The organism is Amycolatopsis sp. cmx-8-4, assembly GCF_046548675.1.
GTDB lineage: Bacteria > Actinomycetota > Actinomycetes > Mycobacteriales > Pseudonocardiaceae > Amycolatopsis.
Genome location: NZ_JAEBDZ010000005.1, coordinates 217,382 through 233,163 on the forward strand (window position 1 = coordinate 217,382; position 15,782 = coordinate 233,163).

The 15,782-nt window shown below is 73.8% G+C and carries 15 protein-coding genes; 14 read left to right on the plus strand and 1 reads right to left on the minus strand.

Annotated elements, in window-relative coordinates:
* Positions 1–10: 10 nt before the first annotated feature.
* The 13 genes from ACLJQZ_RS12595 (at position 11) to ACLJQZ_RS12655 (ending at position 13,247) form a co-directional block, all read left to right on the plus strand.
* Positions 11–2,566 carry a non-ribosomal peptide synthetase gene (locus ACLJQZ_RS12595; RefSeq protein WP_410620192.1) on the plus strand — a complete coding sequence of 852 codons (2,556 nt, stop codon included), beginning with the start codon at positions 11–13 and terminating at the stop codon, positions 2,564–2,566.
* Positions 2,563–2,820, plus strand: coding sequence for an acyl carrier protein (locus ACLJQZ_RS12600; protein WP_410620193.1), 258 nt, complete (start codon positions 2,563–2,565; stop codon positions 2,818–2,820). Before ACLJQZ_RS12595 ends, ACLJQZ_RS12600 begins: the two co-directional genes overlap by 4 nt.
* The gene (locus ACLJQZ_RS12605; RefSeq protein ID WP_410620194.1) at positions 2,817–4,094 is read left to right on the plus strand and encodes an MFS transporter; all 1,278 of its coding nucleotides are present in this window, start codon (positions 2,817–2,819) and stop codon (positions 4,092–4,094) included. Before ACLJQZ_RS12600 ends, ACLJQZ_RS12605 begins: the two co-directional genes overlap by 4 nt.
* Entirely contained in the window at positions 4,091–5,323 is a 1,233-nt protein-coding gene (locus ACLJQZ_RS12610; protein ID WP_410620195.1) for a polyketide synthase, read from the plus strand. Before ACLJQZ_RS12605 ends, ACLJQZ_RS12610 begins: the two co-directional genes overlap by 4 nt.
* Entirely contained in the window at positions 5,317–6,474 is a 1,158-nt protein-coding gene (locus ACLJQZ_RS12615) for a beta-ketoacyl-[acyl-carrier-protein] synthase family protein (protein ID WP_410620196.1), read from the plus strand. Before ACLJQZ_RS12610 ends, ACLJQZ_RS12615 begins: the two co-directional genes overlap by 7 nt.
* The gene (locus ACLJQZ_RS12620) at positions 6,467–6,934 is read left to right on the plus strand and encodes a hypothetical protein (protein WP_247063069.1); all 468 of its coding nucleotides are present in this window, start codon (positions 6,467–6,469) and stop codon (positions 6,932–6,934) included. The genes ACLJQZ_RS12615 and ACLJQZ_RS12620 overlap by 8 nt, the downstream gene beginning before the upstream one ends.
* The gene (locus ACLJQZ_RS12625) at positions 6,931–8,283 is read left to right on the plus strand and encodes a class I adenylate-forming enzyme family protein (protein WP_410620197.1); all 1,353 of its coding nucleotides are present in this window, start codon (positions 6,931–6,933) and stop codon (positions 8,281–8,283) included. The genes ACLJQZ_RS12620 and ACLJQZ_RS12625 overlap by 4 nt, the downstream gene beginning before the upstream one ends.
* A gap of 11 nt (positions 8,284–8,294) precedes the next feature.
* Positions 8,295–8,975 carry a thioesterase II family protein gene (locus ACLJQZ_RS12630; RefSeq protein ID WP_410620198.1) on the plus strand — a complete coding sequence of 227 codons (681 nt, stop codon included), beginning with the start codon at positions 8,295–8,297 and terminating at the stop codon, positions 8,973–8,975.
* Between the two features lie 25 nt (positions 8,976–9,000).
* Positions 9,001–9,711 carry a 2OG-Fe(II) oxygenase gene (locus ACLJQZ_RS12635; protein ID WP_410620199.1) on the plus strand — a complete coding sequence of 237 codons (711 nt, stop codon included), beginning with the start codon at positions 9,001–9,003 and terminating at the stop codon, positions 9,709–9,711.
* Entirely contained in the window at positions 9,708–10,673 is a 966-nt protein-coding gene (locus tag ACLJQZ_RS12640; RefSeq protein WP_410620200.1) for an ornithine cyclodeaminase family protein, read from the plus strand. The genes ACLJQZ_RS12635 and ACLJQZ_RS12640 overlap by 4 nt, the downstream gene beginning before the upstream one ends.
* A 75-nt stretch (positions 10,674–10,748) precedes the next feature.
* Entirely contained in the window at positions 10,749–11,240 is a 492-nt protein-coding gene (locus ACLJQZ_RS12645; RefSeq protein ID WP_410620201.1) for a hypothetical protein, read from the plus strand.
* Between the two features lie 43 nt (positions 11,241–11,283).
* Entirely contained in the window at positions 11,284–12,777 is a 1,494-nt protein-coding gene (gene miaB / locus ACLJQZ_RS12650) for a tRNA (N6-isopentenyl adenosine(37)-C2)-methylthiotransferase MiaB (protein ID WP_410620202.1), read from the plus strand.
* Complete coding sequence (locus ACLJQZ_RS12655; RefSeq protein ID WP_326954966.1) at positions 12,774–13,247, plus strand: hypothetical protein; 474 nt, start codon at positions 12,774–12,776, stop codon at positions 13,245–13,247. Before miaB ends, ACLJQZ_RS12655 begins: the two co-directional genes overlap by 4 nt.
* A 68-nt stretch (positions 13,248–13,315) precedes the next feature.
* Here the strand turns inward: ACLJQZ_RS12655 and ACLJQZ_RS12660 are convergent, their stop codons facing one another.
* The gene (locus ACLJQZ_RS12660; RefSeq protein WP_410620203.1) at positions 13,316–14,629 is read right to left on the minus strand and encodes a DUF349 domain-containing protein; all 1,314 of its coding nucleotides are present in this window, start codon (positions 14,627–14,629) and stop codon (positions 13,316–13,318) included.
* A 219-nt stretch (positions 14,630–14,848) separates the two neighbouring features.
* Between ACLJQZ_RS12660 and miaA the strand changes: the two genes are divergently transcribed.
* Complete coding sequence (miaA, locus tag ACLJQZ_RS12665; RefSeq protein WP_410620204.1) at positions 14,849–15,775, plus strand: tRNA (adenosine(37)-N6)-dimethylallyltransferase MiaA; 927 nt, start codon at positions 14,849–14,851, stop codon at positions 15,773–15,775.
* The last annotated feature ends 7 nt before the right edge of the window (positions 15,776–15,782 follow it).

Consider the following 15,782-nt stretch of genomic DNA (forward strand, 5'->3'; position numbering starts at 1 on the left):
AGGAGGAGCTGTGTCGAACATCCTCGCGTCCGCCGGTCTGTACCGGCTGCCGGCCGGGCTCGGCGACGAAGCCGTCCGCGTCCAAGCCACCGAAGCGGGCGCGAGCGTGTGGTTCCAGCGCGTCCCCCTGGCCTCGGCCGACGCGGATTCGTGGCGCGAGCGGGAGCTGCGCCGCGGGATCGCCGGCGGGCCCCGGTTCGTGGTGCTGTCCTATGTGGACGGCGTGCGCGAGCTGGTCGTGACCACGCCCGCCGTCGAACCGCAGCTCGCGAGCGCACTGCCGGACGTCGCGGCCGTCCGGGATCCGCTGACGCACCTGGCCGGGTCGTCGAAGCCGTCCACTGTGGACTTGGGCCCGGCTGATGCTGCCGACGTGATCGCCGCGCTCGGCCTCGTGTTCAGCCGCTACGCGCGTGCCGCGACGCTGGCCATCGGCGTGCCCGGCGGCGCCACGCTCATCACGGTCGACGAGGACCAGCCGGTGGCGGTGTTCCGCAAGCACGCGGCCACCGCGCCGGCCGGGTCCACGCGTGACGTACCCGCTGTCGGCGTCGTGGCCGAGGAAACGCCGGTGCCGCACCGGATCCGTTCGGTGCCGGGCACGCCGTACCCGCTGACCGTCGAGGTCACCGGCGGGCGCGCGACAGCCTGGTTCGCCGCGGACGCCGTCGCGCCGTGGGCCGCCGCGCAGCTCGGGCGGCAGCTCACCGCCGTGCTCGCGGAGCTGCAAGGCGGCGACCAGGACCGGCCGCTCGCCGACATCGCCTTCGAAGCCGTCGCCACGCCGCCGCCGGTGACCGTCGGGAGCCCGCGCACGATCACGGACGTCTTCGCCGAGCAGGTCGCGCGCCGCGGTGACGCGCCCGCAGTGTCCGGCGAGGACGGCCGGTTCGGCTACGCGGAACTGGCCGCGCGGGCCGGGCGGTTCGCCGCCGGGCTGCGGGACCGCGGGATCCGGCCCGGCGACCGCGTCGGGATCGTGCACGAGCGCGGCGCCGACCTCGTCGCGCTGCTGCTCGGCGTGCTCCGGGCGGGCGCGGTGTACGTCCCGCTCGACCCGGCCTACCCCGACGGCCGGCTGGCCTACATCGCCGACGACGCCGGGCTCGCGCTGGTCGTCACCGACGACGCCGCGGCCGCCCGCCTGCCCGGCCGGCCCGCGGTGACCGCGGCGGCCCTGCCCGCCGACGGCGAACTGCCGGCCGGCCTCGCCGGTCCCGACGACCCGGCCTACGTCATCTACACCTCCGGCTCGACCGGGCGGCCCAAGGGCGTCGTCGTCCCGCACCGCAACGTCGTGGACCTGGTCACGGGCACCGCGCCCGGGTTCGGGCTGGGCGCCACGGACGTCTGGACGTGGTTCCACTCGGTGGCGTTCGACTTCTCGGTCTGGGAGATCTGGGGCTGCCTGCTGACCGGCGGCCGGCTGGTCGTCGTGCCCGAGTGGACGCGGCGCTCGCCGGACGAGTTCGCCGCGCTGCTGCGGGACGAACGCGTCACCGTCCTCAACCAGACGCCGTCGAGCTTCGCGCAGGTGACCGAGACGCAGCTGCGGCACTTCGACGACCTCCCGCTGCGGCTGGTCGTCTTCGGCGGCGAGCCCCTCGACGCCTTCGCGCTGCTGCCGTGGTTCGACCGGTACCCGGAGACGCGCTGCCGGCTGGTGAACATGTTCGGCATCACCGAAACCACGGTGCACGTCACCGCGCAGACCGTCACCCGCGCGGCCGCGCTGGCCGGGTCGCGCTCGGTCGGGCACGCCATCCCCGGCTGGGACATCGAGGTCGTCGACGCGCGCCACCGGCCGTTGCCCCCAGGTGTGCCGGGTGAGATCGCCGTCGGCGGCGCCGGCCTGGCCCACGGCTACCTGGGCCGGGACGACCTGACGGCCGAACGGTTCGTCACCGGCGGCGGACGTCGGCGTTACCTCAGCGGTGACCTCGGCCGCCTGCTGCCGGACGGCCGCCTGGAGCACCTCGGCCGCCTCGACAGCCAGGTCAAGCTGCGCGGCTACCGGATCGAGCTGGACGAGATCCGCAAGGTCCTGCTGGCCGAGGCCGGCGTCGTCGCGGCCGCGGTCGTGCTCGCCGCCCCGGGCACGGCCGAAGCCCGCCTCGACGCCTACGTCGTCCTCACCGGCGGGACCCCGGCCGGTCTGCGGAGCCGGGCGGCCGCCCTGCTGCCCGAGTACATGGTCCCCTCGACGTTCACCGCCGTGCCCGCCCTTCCCTTGACGGTCAACGGAAAGCTCGACGAAGCGGCGCTGCCCGCCCCCGTCCTCGGCGGCACCCCGGCCGCGGCGCCGGCCGAAGCCGGAGACGGAGACGTCGTGCTGCGCGCGTGGCGGGCGGTGCTCGGGGCCGCGATCGGCCCCGACGACCACTTCTTCGACTCCGGCGGCAACTCCCTGCTCGCCGCGAAAACCCTGGCCGCGCTGCGGGAAGCCGGTCTGCAGATCGGCATCCGTGACCTCTACGGCCACCCCACTCCGCGCCGTCTCGCTGCCCACCTCGCCGAGAAGTCCGAAGAGCCCGAAGAGCCCGAAGAGAAGGAAGCCCAGCCGTGACCACACCGCACCCGCAGCCCGACCTCACCGACCTGGTCCGCCAGACCTGGGTCCGCGTGCTGGGCCACGACCGGTTCACCGACGACGACTTCTACTTCTCGGTCGGCGGCAACTCGCTGGGCGCGACGCGGGTCATGGCGGCGCTCGGCCGTGAGGTCGGCACCCGGCTGCCCGTCCGGATGCTCTTCGACCACCAGACCGTGTCGACGCTGGTCGCCGCGCTGGCCGCCCGGCTGGAGGCGAACGCGGCATGAAGGGGCTGAGCCGGATCGCCGCGTTGCCGCGGGCCGCGCGCTGGCTGATCGCCACCAACGGGATCAGCGCGCTCGGCGCGGGCATGGTGATGCCGTTCCTCTGGATCTACCTCACCGAGGTCCGGCACCTGCCCACCTGGGTACCCGCCGCGACGCTCGCCATCCAGGCGTTCGCCGCGGTGTTCGGCGGCCTGGCCTACGGCGCGCTGCTGGACCGGCTGCCCTACAACGTCGTCGTGCCGCTGGCCAACGTCAACGCCGGCGTCGGCACGCTCCTGTTCGCCTTCGCCGGGCAGGCCTGGATCGCCGTCGCCGCCGCGGTGGTGTTCGGCTTCGGCATCAGCGGCGTCGGCACCGCCGTGCGCGCGGCGTACGGCGCGACCACGAGCACCGACCAGCGCGAAACCGCGTACTCGGCGGACTACGGCGTGCTGAACGTCGCGATGGGGATCGGCGTGATCCTCGGCGGGGTGTTCGCCGCGCTGGCGTTCCTCAGCCCGGTCGGCCGGTACTTCCTGATGTACTCGATCGACGCGGCGACGTTCTTCGTGATGGCCGTCGCGACCGTGAAGGTGCTGCCGAACCGGGCGCACCAGGCCGAACGGAAGCTGGCCGGCGCCGTCCGCGGCACCTACCGGGCCGTCCTGCGCTCGCCGAGCCTGCTGGCGCTGCTGGCCGTGCTGCTGCTGTCCGCGCTGGTGTCCTTCGGCCAGTTCCGCGCCGGCCTCCCGGGCTACCTGACCCAGACCGGTGCCATCACCGCGAGCGGGCTGTCGTTCGCCTTCGCCGTCAACATCATCCTCTGCGCGGTCGTGCAGTTCGCCGTGATGCCGCACCTCGAACGGTTCTCCCGGACGCTGCTGGTCGGCGCCAGCGGCGTGATGTTCGCGGCCTGCTGGGTGTTCGTGCTGCTGGCCGGGCGCCACGACGGCACGACGGCGCTGGTGCTGGCCACGGTCGCGGTGATCCTGCTGTCCATCGGCGAGTCCCTGGTCGTCCCGCTGCTCACGACGTTGCTGAACAACGCGGTCAGCGAAGACCTGCGCGGCCGGGCGAACGCCCTGTTCTCGATCACGCTGTCCACCAGCGCCGTGATCGGCCCGGCGCTGGCCGGTGCGCTGCTGTCGTTCGGGACCGGGGCCGTGTTCGTCGTCGTGATGATCGTGCTCAGCGCCGTCGCGACGCTGCTGGTGCTGACCTTGCGCCGGACGCTGCCCGCGCACCAGGCGGAACCCGCGCCCGAGACCGTCGACGAAATGGAGAGCGCCGCATGAGCCGGACACAGGGATCCGACGCGATCGCGATCGTCGGTGTGGGCTGCCGGTACGCGGGGGCCGCGAGCGCCACGCAGTTCTGGGCCAACCTGCGCGCCGGGCGCGACCGCTTCACCCGCGGCGCGCCCGTGCCGCCGGGGGACGGCCCGCGCGACATCGCCGCGTGGGGCTTCATCCCCGACCGCGACCTCTACGACGCCGGCCTGGTCGGCTACACGAGCGAGACCGCCGAGCGCGACCCGCAGCACGGCATGCTCTACGAGGCGATGTGGGCCGCGGCCGAGGACGCCGGCGTGCGGCTCTCGGACATCGGCGACACAACCGCCGTCTACGCCGGGGTGGCGCGCACCAAGCACGTCGAGCGGGGCAGTTTCGAGTCCACTGTGGACCGCGACGCCACGTTCGCGGGCCCGCACTTCTCCTACTTCCACGACCTGCGCGCCGAAAGCATCATGGTGGACGCCTCGTGCGCGACCGGGCTCGTCGTGGTGCACCTGGCCTGCCAGAGCCTGCGCCTCGGCGCCAGCGACTACGCCTTCGCGGGCGGCGTCGCCGTGATGGACACCGACGGCACCTACGGGTACACCCCGAACGGCATCTACTCGAGCGAAGGCGTCTGCCGGCCGTTCGACCGCGCGTCCACCGGCACCGTCCCCGGCGACGGTGTCGGCGCGGTGCTGCTGCGCCGGCTCGAGGACGCGCTGGCCGACGGCGACCCGATCCACGCCGTGATCCGCTCGACCGCCGTCGACAACGACGGCAAGCAGAAGGCCGGCTTCACGATCCCCGGCGTCGAAGGCAAGATCCGCGTCGTCGACCAGGCTCTCGCGGGGGCGGGGGTGACCGGCGCTGACCTCGGGTACGTCGAGGCGCACGGCGTCGGCATCCCGGTGAACGACCAGATCGAGGCCACCGCGCTGACCGAGGCGCTCGGGTCCGCCGGGCAGCCGCTGGCCGTCGGGTCGGTCAAGGCCAGCATCGGGCACACCGACACCGCCGCCGGGCTGGCCGCGCTGATCAAGACGGCGTTCGCCGTGGAGCACGGGTTCCTGCCCGCCACCCCGAACACCACCGAGGCGATCGAGGAGCTGACCGCGGGCGGCGACCGGTTCTCGATCCTGCCCGAGGGCCGGGACTGGGCGACCGCCGGGCCGCGCCGGGCCGGGGTCATGTCGGCCGGGATCGGGGGCACCAACGCGTTCGCGGTCGTCGAGCAGGTCCCGTGCTGACGTCGGACCGCCGCCGGGCCGGGACGCTCTGCGTGACCGGGGCCGCCTGGCACACCTCGCTCGGCGCCGGTCTGGACGAGGTGTGGACCGGCCTGCTCGCCGGGCGGTCCGGCCTGCGGGTGGTACCCGGCGCAAACGTGCTGCGCAGCTTCGTCGCCGGCCTGCTGCCGGGCGGGCCGGCGCCGGGGAGCCCGCGGGAGCGGCACGTCGAGCTCGCCACGGCCACGGCCGAAGCCGCGTTGCGCGACGCCGGGCTGCCCGCCGAGGCCGCCGACCCGGTCCTGGTCCTCGGCACCAGCCTGGGACCGCACATCGACGACGCGGACCCCGGCTCGCTGCACGACTGGGTCGCCGAGGCCGGCAAGCGGCTGGGGCTGAGCCGGCCGCCGGTTTCGCTGTCCACGGCGTGCTCGTCGGGGTCCGACGCGATCGCCGTCGCGGGCGAGCTGCTGGAGGCCGGGTACGCCGACGTCGTCGTCGCCGGGGGCGTCGACCTGCTGACCAAGGGCAAGCGGCTCGGGCATTCGCTGCTCGGCACGCTGTCCCCCTCGACGCACCGCGCGTTCGACGCCGACCGGTCCGGGATGCTGCCCGGGGACGGCGCGGGCTGCGTCGTCCTCGAACGGCTGGAGTCCGCGCGGCGCCGCGGCGCCCGCCCGCTCGGGTTCCTGCGCGGCTGGGGTTCCACCAACGACGCGGCCGGCATGACCGCGCCGAAACCGGACGGCGAGGCCGCCGCGCGGGCCGTCCGCCGGTCCGTCGAAGCCGCCGGGCTGAGCCTGGCCGACGTCGCCGTGGTGAACGCCCACGGCACCGCGACGGTCCTGAACGACGAGGCCGAGGCCACCTGCCTGTCCGGGCTGTTCGGCGACCTGCCGCGGCCGCCGGTGGTGTTCGCGACGAAGGGCGCGCTGGGGCACTCGCTGGGCGCGACCGGCGTCGTCGAGGCCATCACGCTGCTGCTGGCCCTGCGCGACCGGACCGTCCCGCCGGTCCTCGGCCTGACCCGGCCGATGCCGGAGCTGCGGCTGCCGGTCGCCCAGGACGTCCCGCACGCGGTCGATGGCGACTTCGGGATCAGCCTGACCCTCGGGTTCGGCGGGTTCAACACCTGCGTGCTGTTCGAACGGGGGGACGACGCCGATGCCTGAGCCGATCGCCACCGGGACCCGCGCCCCGGACGCGCCCCGGCCACCGGGAGCGCGGGTCCGCTACGCCGACCCGGCCGCCTGGCTGGTGTGCGACCTGGTCGGCCAGGTCCTGCGGGACTGGCCCGGCGAGCACGAGCCCGTCGGCGTCCTCGGCGTCAGCGAGTACGCCACCGGCGACACGCTGCGCCGCGTCGCCGCCGAAGTCGTCAAGCAGGTGGTCTCGCCGCTGCGGTTCGTCGCGGCCAGCCCGGGCACCCTCATCGGCCTGAGCTGCCTGCAGTTCGGCCTGCACGGGCCGAGCCTGCTGCTCACGATGCCGCCGGTCGACGGCGTGCCCGTCGCGCGGGTGCTCGCCGGCCGGTGGCTGACCGGCGCGGCGCCCGCGGTGCTGCTCGTGACGCACGAGGTCGACCGGTCGGGCACCCACCGCGGCACCTGCGAACTCCTGGAGGCGGCGTGAACACCGGCGTCACGGCGCGCGAGGTCGAAGACCTGCTCGCCCGCACGACCTGGCCGGGCGCCACCGGCGCCTGCGCCGGGGTGGGCGAGCTCGCGGACCGGTTCACCGCGGCCGGGTTCGCCCCCGGCTCCGTCGTGCTGGTCGCGCTGCCCAACGGCACCCGGCTGATCCGGGTCTTCTTCGCGCTGGTCCTCGCCGGAATGGTGCCGACGCTGCTCGCGGCGTCGACCCCGGCGTCCCGGCTGCGCGCGACCGCCCGGCGGCTCGGCGCCACGGCCCTCGTCCGCCCGGGCACCGAGACCGACCAGGTGACCGTCACCCGCCTGGACGACGGGCCGGTCCGGACCCACCGGCCGGGACAGGCGATCCTGCTGACCTCCGGCACGTCCGGGATGGCCACCGGCTGCCTGCACGACCTCACGGCACTGCGGCGCAACGCCGCGCGCCACGCCCGCAGCATCGGGCTGGGACCGGCCGACCGGATGCTGGTCACGCTGCCGATGCACTACTCGTACGCGCTCGTCGCGCAGGTGCTGGCCGGGCTCGTCACGGGTGCGTCGCTGGTCGTGACCGGGCCGCCGTTCACTCCAGCCGGCTACCGCGACGTCGTGGCGGCCCACGGCGTCACCGTGTCCGCGCTGACCCCGCTGCTCGTCGCCGACCTGCAGGCCGACGGCGGCCGGCTCCCCCGCGGCCTGCGCGCGCTCGGCGTCGGCGGCCACGCGCTCGACCCGGCCCGCACCGGCCGGCTCCTGTCCGCGAACCCGGACCTGGAGCTGTACCTGACCTACGGGCTCACCGAGGCCGGGCCGCGGGTGTCGACGCTGGCCGCGCACCGCGAGCCGCCGGCCCGGTACGCCTCGGCCGGGACGCCGATCGACGGCGTCCGGCTGGGCCTGCGCGACGCGGGCCGCGGCCCGGACGAGCAGGAGGTGCTGGTCACGGCCGACACGGTGTACCGGGCCAAGGTCGGCGTGGAAGGCGGTGTGTCGCGCGGCAAGCTCGTCGCGGCCGACACCATCGCCACCGGCGACGTCGGCCGCCTCGACGACGACGGCTACCTGTGGCTGAGCGGGCGGATCTCCGACTTCGCGATCGTGCGCGGCGACAAGGTCTCGCTGTCCTCGGTCCGCAAGGCGGCGGAGTCGCTGGACGGCGTCCTGCGCGCGATCGTGACGCCGCCCGCGGACGAGCACGCCGGCGCGCTGGCACTGGCGCTCTACGTCGACGAGACCCGGGCACTGTCCGAAAAGGACGTCCGGCGGACGCTGTACCCGTTGCTGACGCCCAACGAGCGCCCCGGCGAGCTGACCGTGCACCCGGTCACGGCCGGCAGCCTGCACAAGTAGGGGAGGGACCCGTGGAACTGTTCTGCGTGCCGGGCGCCGGCGGCTCGGCCCGGGCCTTCCGCCCGTGGGTCGGCGCGCTCGCCCCGGACGTCACGGTCCGCCCGCTCAACCTGCGCGGCCGCGACACCCCGGTGTCGACGCTCGTCGAGACGGCCGCCCGGCTCGCCGAGCGCATCCCGCGCGACGGCCGTTACGCACTGGCCGGGCACAGCATGGGCGGCCTGATCGCCTACGAGATGGCCCGCCTCGTCTGTGCCACGGATGCCCGGCCACGTCCCGAGTTCGTCGTCGTCGCCGGCGCCCGGCCGCCGCACCTGAGCTCCGCCGGCGCGTTCGCCCGGCTCGTCGCGATCGCGGACGACGACGAGTTCCTCGACGCGCTCGCCGCCGCCGGGTTCGTCGAGCCCGGGGCGCGGCAGTCGCCGATGCGCGGGCTGTTCGTGCCGACCCTGCGCGCGGACCTGCGGCTGGTGGCGGAGTACCGGCCGGAGCCGGGCGAGCCGCTGCCGGTCGACCTGATGGCCTGGCACGGCGCCGACGACCTTTCCGCCCCGGCGGCCGCGGTGGGCGGCTGGGCCCGCTACACCGCCGCGCGGTTCCGCACGGCCGCCTTCCCCGGCGGCCACCACTTCCCGTTCCAGCGGCCGGCCGAGGTGGCCGCGCTGCTGCGGGCGCACGTGAGCGTCCACTGAGGACGATTGACCGAAGGAGAAACCCATGTCGGCCACGATCGACCACACCACCGGCCTGTTCGCAGGCTGGACCCCGCCGCGGGACCTGCCGTTCCACTGGCACATCTACGACGTCGGCAGCGCACTGCCCGCCGGCTGGATCGACGAGCTGCTGGACGTCGCGCGCCGGCAGGCGGCCCGCCGCAGCTTCCGCCCGACGATGACCACCGCGCGCGAGACCGCCGACGCCGTCATTCCGCTGGAGTCCGTCGACGGCGCGGTGCTCGTCGAGCAGGCACCGTGGGTGAACGAGCTGTACACGGGCTGGTTCCGGCAGCTGGGGGAGCGCCTCGCCGACGAGCCCCTCGAGCTGACGAGCACGGCCAACCGCGCGCTGAGCCTCAACGTGCAGCGCGGCATCACCATGCGCTACCCGTGCCACGTGGACAGCAACCCGGTGGAAGGCCTGCTGTACCTGACCGACTGCACCGAGGAGACCGGCGGCGGCCTGGTCGTCTCCCGCAACCGCCACGCCCGCGACGTGTCCGAAGTGGACGCGGACGCGGCCGTCATCTACCCGCGCCGCGGCCAGCTGTTCTTCTTCGACGCGCGCTTCCACCCGCACTACGTCCAGCCGCTGCGGACCGACGACACCCTGCGCGCGGTCGTCACGATGAACTACTACACCCGCTCGATCCCCGAAGCCGTCCGCCCGGCGGGCCTGGACGAGCAGCTGTTCGGCGCCGGCGCCCGATGACCCTGCTGGTGCTCTCCGGGGCCGACGTCCGCGCGTCGTTCCCGCCGAAGGAGGGCCTCGCGCCGATGCGCGAGGCCCTCAAGGCGCTCTCCCGGGGCGACGCGCACCAGCCGCTGCGGCCGGTCGTCGCCCCGGAGGGAGCGGCGGGCCTGCTGGCGATGATGCCGGCGTACACCGGCGCCGACGGCTACGGCGTCAAGATCGTCTGCCTGTTCGAGGGCAACACGGCCCGCGGACTCGACGCCCACCAGGGCGCGATGGTGCTGTTCAGCGGCGAGACGGGGGAGGCGCTGGCGCTGCTGAACGCCTCGGTCCTGACGGAGCTGCGCACCCCGGCGACAACGGCGGTGGCCACGGAGACCCTGGCCCGCCCGGACGCGGCGGACCTGACGATCTTCGGCCTCGGCGTCCAGGGGAAGGCCCACATCCGCACCCTGGCGGCGGTCCGTCCGCTGCGCCGGGTCCGGGTGGTGACCCGCTCGGACTCCCGGGCCGCGTGCGCTGCCCTGTCGGCGGAACTGGACCTACCGGTGGTCGTCGCCTCCTCCCCGGAAGACGCTGTCCGCACGGCGGACATCGTGATCACGGCGACGAACGCGGTCTCACCGTTGTTGCGACACTCGTGGTTGCGCCCAGGCACCCACGTGAACGCGATCGGCTCATGTGTCCCGACCACCCGCGAACTGGACACGGCGACGATGGTGTCGGCCCGGGTCTTCGTGGACTCCCTGGAGTCGGCAACGCACGAAGCGGGCGACTACGTATTCGCGGCCCGCGAGGGTGCGACGGTGGATCTGACACCCCTGGGCGACGTTCTGCTGGGCCGGGCGCCGGGCCGCGGGTCGGAGGAGGAGATCACGGTGTTCGAGTCGGTGGGCCTGGCGATCCAGGACCTCGCGGCGGCCAGGTTCGTGTACGCCCGCGCGAAGGAGACGGGAGCAGGCACCCGCGTCGAGTACTGACCTCGAAGACCGTGTGCCAGACCTCATGGCGGCCGACGTCGGGCAGGGCCGACGTGCCCGGGTACCGTGCCAGGCGTGGCCCAGGTGTTCATCCAGCCTTCCTACGGCACCCCGGAAGCCCGCCGGTACGGGGCGGAAACCCTGGAGCGGACCGTCGCCATCAGCGAGTACGCCGAGCTGCTGGACCCGGCCGATCTCGCCCGCCTGAACGCACTGCACCCAGGCGGGCACGCCCGGTTCTGGGGCGCCAAGGACAAGTACGACCGCCGGATGGACACCGTCGCCACCGGCGACGTCGTGCTGTTCACCGGCGGCAAGCACGTGCGCGCCACCGCCGAGGTGGGGCACGGTTTCCGGAACCCCGCCTTCGCGCGACGGCTCTGGCGTCCCGGCCCCGGCAAGTGCTTGTGGAGCAACGTCTACAGCCTGCGCCACTACCGGTCCGTCGAGCTGCCGTACGAGGCGATCTGGGCGCTGCCCGGCTTCACGGCCGGCGACAACTTCATGGGCCTGCGATTCCTCGACGAATCGAAGTCGGCCGCGGTGATCGCGCTGCTCGGATCGTAGGGCCGGGGAGGCCCCGCCGGCCCCGGGGTTACCCTGGTCAGCGATGACCGAGACACAGGCACCCAGGGCGTACCAGATCCGCACCTTCGGCTGCCAGATGAACGTCCACGACTCCGAGCGCCTCGCCGGGCAGCTCGAAGAGGCCGGCTACGTGCCCGTCGACAGCGGGGCCAAGCCCGACCTCATCGTGTTCAACACCTGTGCCGTCCGGGAGAACGCGGACAACAAGCTCTACGGCACCCTCGGGCACCTGCGGCCCGACAAGACCGCCAACCCGGACCTGCAGATCGCCGTCGGCGGGTGCCTGGCGCAGAAGGACCGCGGGGAGATCGTCAAGCGCGCTCCCTGGGTCGACGTCGTGTTCGGGACGCACAACATCGGGTCGCTGCCGGTGCTGCTGGAGCGTGCGCGGCACAACGCCGAGGCCCAGGTCGAGATCCTCGAATCCCTCGAGACGTTCCCGTCGACGCTGCCCGCGCGCCGCGAATCGTCCTACGCGAGCTGGGTGTCCGTTTCGGTCGGCTGCAACAACACCTGCACCTTCTGCATCGTGCCCGCCCTGCGCGGCAAGGAACGCGACCGGCGGCCCGGCGAGATCCTCGCCGAGGTCGAGGCGCTCGTCGCCGAGGGCGTGCTCGAAGTCACGCTGCTCGGCCAGAACGTGAACTCCTACGGCGTCGAGTTCGGCGACCGGCTGGCGTTCGGCAAGCTGCTGCGCGCGACCGGCGCCATCGACGGCCTGGAGCGCGTCCGGTTCACCTCGCCGCACCCGGCGGCGTTCACCTCCGACGTCATCGACGCGATGGCCGAGACGCCGAACGTCTGCCACCAGCTTCACATGCCGCTGCAGTCCGGGTCCGACCGGGTGCTGCGCGAGATGAAGCGGTCCTACCGCTCCGCGCGCTACCTGAAGATCCTCGACGAGGTCCGCGCGGCGATGCCCGACGCGGCGATCACCACCGACATCATCGTCGGCTTCCCCGGCGAGACCGAGGAGGACTTCCAGGCGACCCTGGACGTCGTCGCGCAGGCCCGCTTCTCCAGCGCGTTCACCTTCCAGTACTCGAAGCGCCCCGGCACGCCGGCCGCGACGATGGACGGCCAGTTGCCCAAGGAGGTCGTCCAGGAACGCTACGAGCGTCTGGTCGAGCTGCAGAACAAGATCTCCTGGGACGAGAACAAGAAGATCGTCGGCCGCCGTGTCGAGCTGCTCGTCGCCGACGGCGAGGGCCGCAAGGACGCCGAGACGCACCGGATGAGCGGCCGCGGCCGTGACGGCCGGCTGGTGCACTTCGCGCCGACCGGCTTGAACGTCGATCGCGGCGTGCGGCCCGGCGACATCGTCGAGACGGTCGTCACCTACGGCGCGCCGCACCACATGGTCGCCGACGGGGACCTGGTCTCGCACCGGCGGACGCGTGCGGGCGACAACGCCGAGGCGGGGCTGCGGCTCAAGACCAACGGCGTCACGCTGGGCCTGCCGGGCTTCGGTGCCCCGGCGGTCCGGCCCGAACCGGTGAGCGGGTGTGCGTTGTGACCGAATCGCAGAAGTCCGGCGAGCTGGATGAGCTGGCCGCCGAGATCGACGAGGTCGGGCAGCAGGCGTCCCGCACGGTCGAGCTCGGCCGGCGCGGGTTCACCATCGCGGTGTTCACGTTCGTGCTGCTCGGCTGCCTGCTGCTGCCCTGGGTCGGCGACCACGCCGGCTGGCAGGTGCTGGCCGGCGAGGGCGGCGGCATCCCGCAGCTGTTCGCCGCGACGTCGACCGCCGTCGGCGTCGTCGCGTCCGCGCTCGCGCTGGTGACGCGCCGGTGGTGGCTGGCCTGGGTCTGCGCCGCCGGCGGCTGGTTCGCCTCGGTCGACGGCCTCCTGGCCATCTGGTCCCAGCAGTCGTCCCACGCCCCCGGAGCCGCCGGCGGCGGACCCGGCGCCGGCCTGATCATCGCCTGGATCGCGATGATCTGCCTCGCCGTTCAGTGGATGCGCACGGCCTTCTCCCGCTCCTGAAAGCCGTGAAGGCCTCCTTACCGGCCATAAGAGCCGGTAAGGAGGCTTTCACGGCACTTCCGAACGACTCAGCGGTCGGCGATGGCCGCCTCCGCGGCCTGCAGCCACTCGCGCCACTGCGCGGCCTGCTCGTCGGCCTTCTTGGCGCGACGCTCGTCGCCCGCCGCGCGGGCCTTTTCGGCCTGGCTCTCGAACTGCTCGACGCGCTCGCGGAACTGCGCGGCCCGGGCCTGCGCCTCCGGGTCCGTGCGGCGCCAGCGGGAGTCCTCGGCCGACTTCACCGAGTCCTGGACCGCCTTCAGCCTGCCGTCCAGCTCGCGGATGCGCTCGCGCGGGACCTTCCCGATCTCGTCCCACTGCTCCTGGATCTTGCGCAACGCGTTCTTCGCGGCTTCGAGGTTCGCGCCCGCGTCGATCTTCTCGGCCTCGACCAGCAGCTCCTCCTTGCGGGACGCGTTCGTCAAGAACTCGGCGTCGCGCTCGGAGAACACCGTGGACCGGCGGGCGAAGAACTTGTCCTGCGCCGCGCGGAAGCGCTGCCACAGGGCCTCGTCGCTGTCCTTCGGGGCTCGGCCGGCGGCCTTCCACTCGGTCATCAGGTCCTTGTAGCGGCCCGCGGTGTCGCCCCAGTCGTCGGACTCGCTGATGGCCTCGGCCTCGGCGATGAGCTCTTCCTTGCGCGTCTTGGCCGAGGCGCGCTGCTTGTCCAGCTCGGCGAAGTGGGAGCCACGACGCCGGTTGAAGCCCTCGCGGGCCTTGGAGAACCGCTTCCACAGCTCGTCGTCGGTCTTGCGGTCGACGCCCTTGACCGTCTTCCACTCGTCCAGGATCGTGCGCAGCCGGTCGCCGGCCGCCTTCCACTGGGTGGAGTCGGCGGCGATCTTCTCGGCTTCCTCCGCCAGCTCCTGCTTGCGGGTGATCGCCGCGGCGCGGGCTTCCTCACGCTCCTGCTTCGCGCTGGCCAGGGCCTTCTCGGCGTGCCCGATGACGTACTCCAGGCGCGCGCCCAGTGCGGCCAGGTCGCCGACCAGGGCGGACTCGGCCAGCCCGTCGCGCAGCTGGGTGGCGCTCGCCAGCGCGTGCTTCGGGTCGCCGGCGCCCGACGCCAGGCGCGTCTCCAGCAGCTCGACCTCGGTCCGCACGTCGTCGAAGCGGCGGGCGAAGTGCACCAGGCCCTCGTCGGGGCTGCCTGCCTGCCAGACGCCGACGGCGCGTTCGCCCTCGGCGGTGATGACGTAGACGGTGCCCTCTTCGTCGACCCGGCCCCAGGTGGACGGGGTGGGCTCGGCGGGCGGCACGGGCGGTGCGGCGTGCCCGGTGTGCAGCGCGTGCGGCACCGGGTGCGGGGCCGGGGTACCGGTGGAAGTGTTCTCCTGGGCCATCGCAGGCTCCTTATCGCCTGTACGCCCGCTGGCGCGGGCGCCCCGCCGGTGCGGCGGGGCCGGGTAATGCGGTCGTCACGGGCCGTGCTCGGATGCTACGGCCTCCACGCGGCATTCAAGCAGCTCAGCGCGCACCGTGGTACCGGATGAGCTACTCGAAGCTCGTGATCCTACTTCCGGTGGACGCTCCGTGTCGGGACGCCGGTATCGTCAGCCGCCGTGACCAGCCCCGCCGCCCCGCCCCCGATCCGCCCGGTCGCGGTGGTCGGGCCGACGGCCACCGGCAAGACGGCGCTGGCCGTGGAGCTGGCGCTGAAGCTCGGCGGGGAGGTCGTCAACGCCGACGCGCTGCAGCTCTACCGCGGCATGGACATCGGCACCGCGAAAGCCACCGACCAGGAACGTCGCGGTGTTCCGCACCACCTGCTCGACGTGCTGGACGTGACCGAGACGGCGTCCGTCGCGGCCTACCAGCGCGACGCGCGCGCCGCGGTCGAACGGCTCCTGGCCGCGGGCCGGGTGCCGGTGCTGACCGGCGGGTCCGGGCTCTACGTCCAGGCGGTGCTCGACGACCTGCGCTTCCCGGGCACCGACCCGGCCGTGCGCGCGCGGCTCGACGCGGAGGCGGCCGAACTGGGCACGCCGACCCTCTACACCCGGTTGGGTGAACGCGATCCGGTCGCCGCGGCCGCGATCCTGCCGACCAACACCCGCCGGATCGTGCGCGCGCTGGAAGTCATCGAGATCACCGGGGAGCCGTTCTCCGCGAACCTGCCGAAGCCGGGGCCGGCCCGGTACGGCACGGTCGTGATCGGCGTCGACCGCGCGCCCGAGGAGCTCCACGAGCGCGTGAACGAGCGCGTTCGCCTGATGTTCGAGGCCGGCCTCGTCGACGAGGTCCGCGAGTTGCTGGAGCGCGGCCTGCGCGACGGGAAGACGGCGTCGCGCGCGCTCGGCTACCAGCAGGTGATCACCGAGCTGGACGGCGAAGGCGACTTCGAGGCCGCCGCCGCGGCGACGGCGCAGGCCACCCGGCGCTTCGTCCGGAAGCAACGGTCCTGGTTCCGGCGCGACCAGCGGATCCAGTGGTTCGACGGCGCCGAGGCCGGGCTGGCCGCACGCGTCCTGGATACCCTGGCCCGGTAACCTTTCC

What these genes read in the sequence shown, in the direction of transcription:
- ACLJQZ_RS12635 (WP_410620199.1), top strand. Translation starts at nt 9,001, where the DNA reads ATGTCGGCCACGATCGACCACACCACCGGCCTGTTCGCAGGCTGGACC.
- ACLJQZ_RS12605 (WP_410620194.1), top strand. Translation starts at nt 2,817, where the DNA reads ATGAAGGGGCTGAGCCGGATCGCCGCGTTGCCGCGGGCCGCGCGCTGG.
- ACLJQZ_RS12640 (WP_410620200.1), top strand. Translation starts at nt 9,708, where the DNA reads ATGACCCTGCTGGTGCTCTCCGGGGCCGACGTCCGCGCGTCGTTCCCG.
- miaB (WP_410620202.1), top strand. Translation starts at nt 11,284, where the DNA reads ATGACCGAGACACAGGCACCCAGGGCGTACCAGATCCGCACCTTCGGC.
- ACLJQZ_RS12620 (WP_247063069.1), top strand. Translation starts at nt 6,467, where the DNA reads ATGCCTGAGCCGATCGCCACCGGGACCCGCGCCCCGGACGCGCCCCGG.
- ACLJQZ_RS12610 (WP_410620195.1), top strand. Translation starts at nt 4,091, where the DNA reads ATGAGCCGGACACAGGGATCCGACGCGATCGCGATCGTCGGTGTGGGC.
- ACLJQZ_RS12660 (WP_410620203.1), bottom strand. Translation starts at nt 14,629, where the DNA reads ATGGCCCAGGAGAACACTTCCACCGGTACCCCGGCCCCGCACCCGGTG.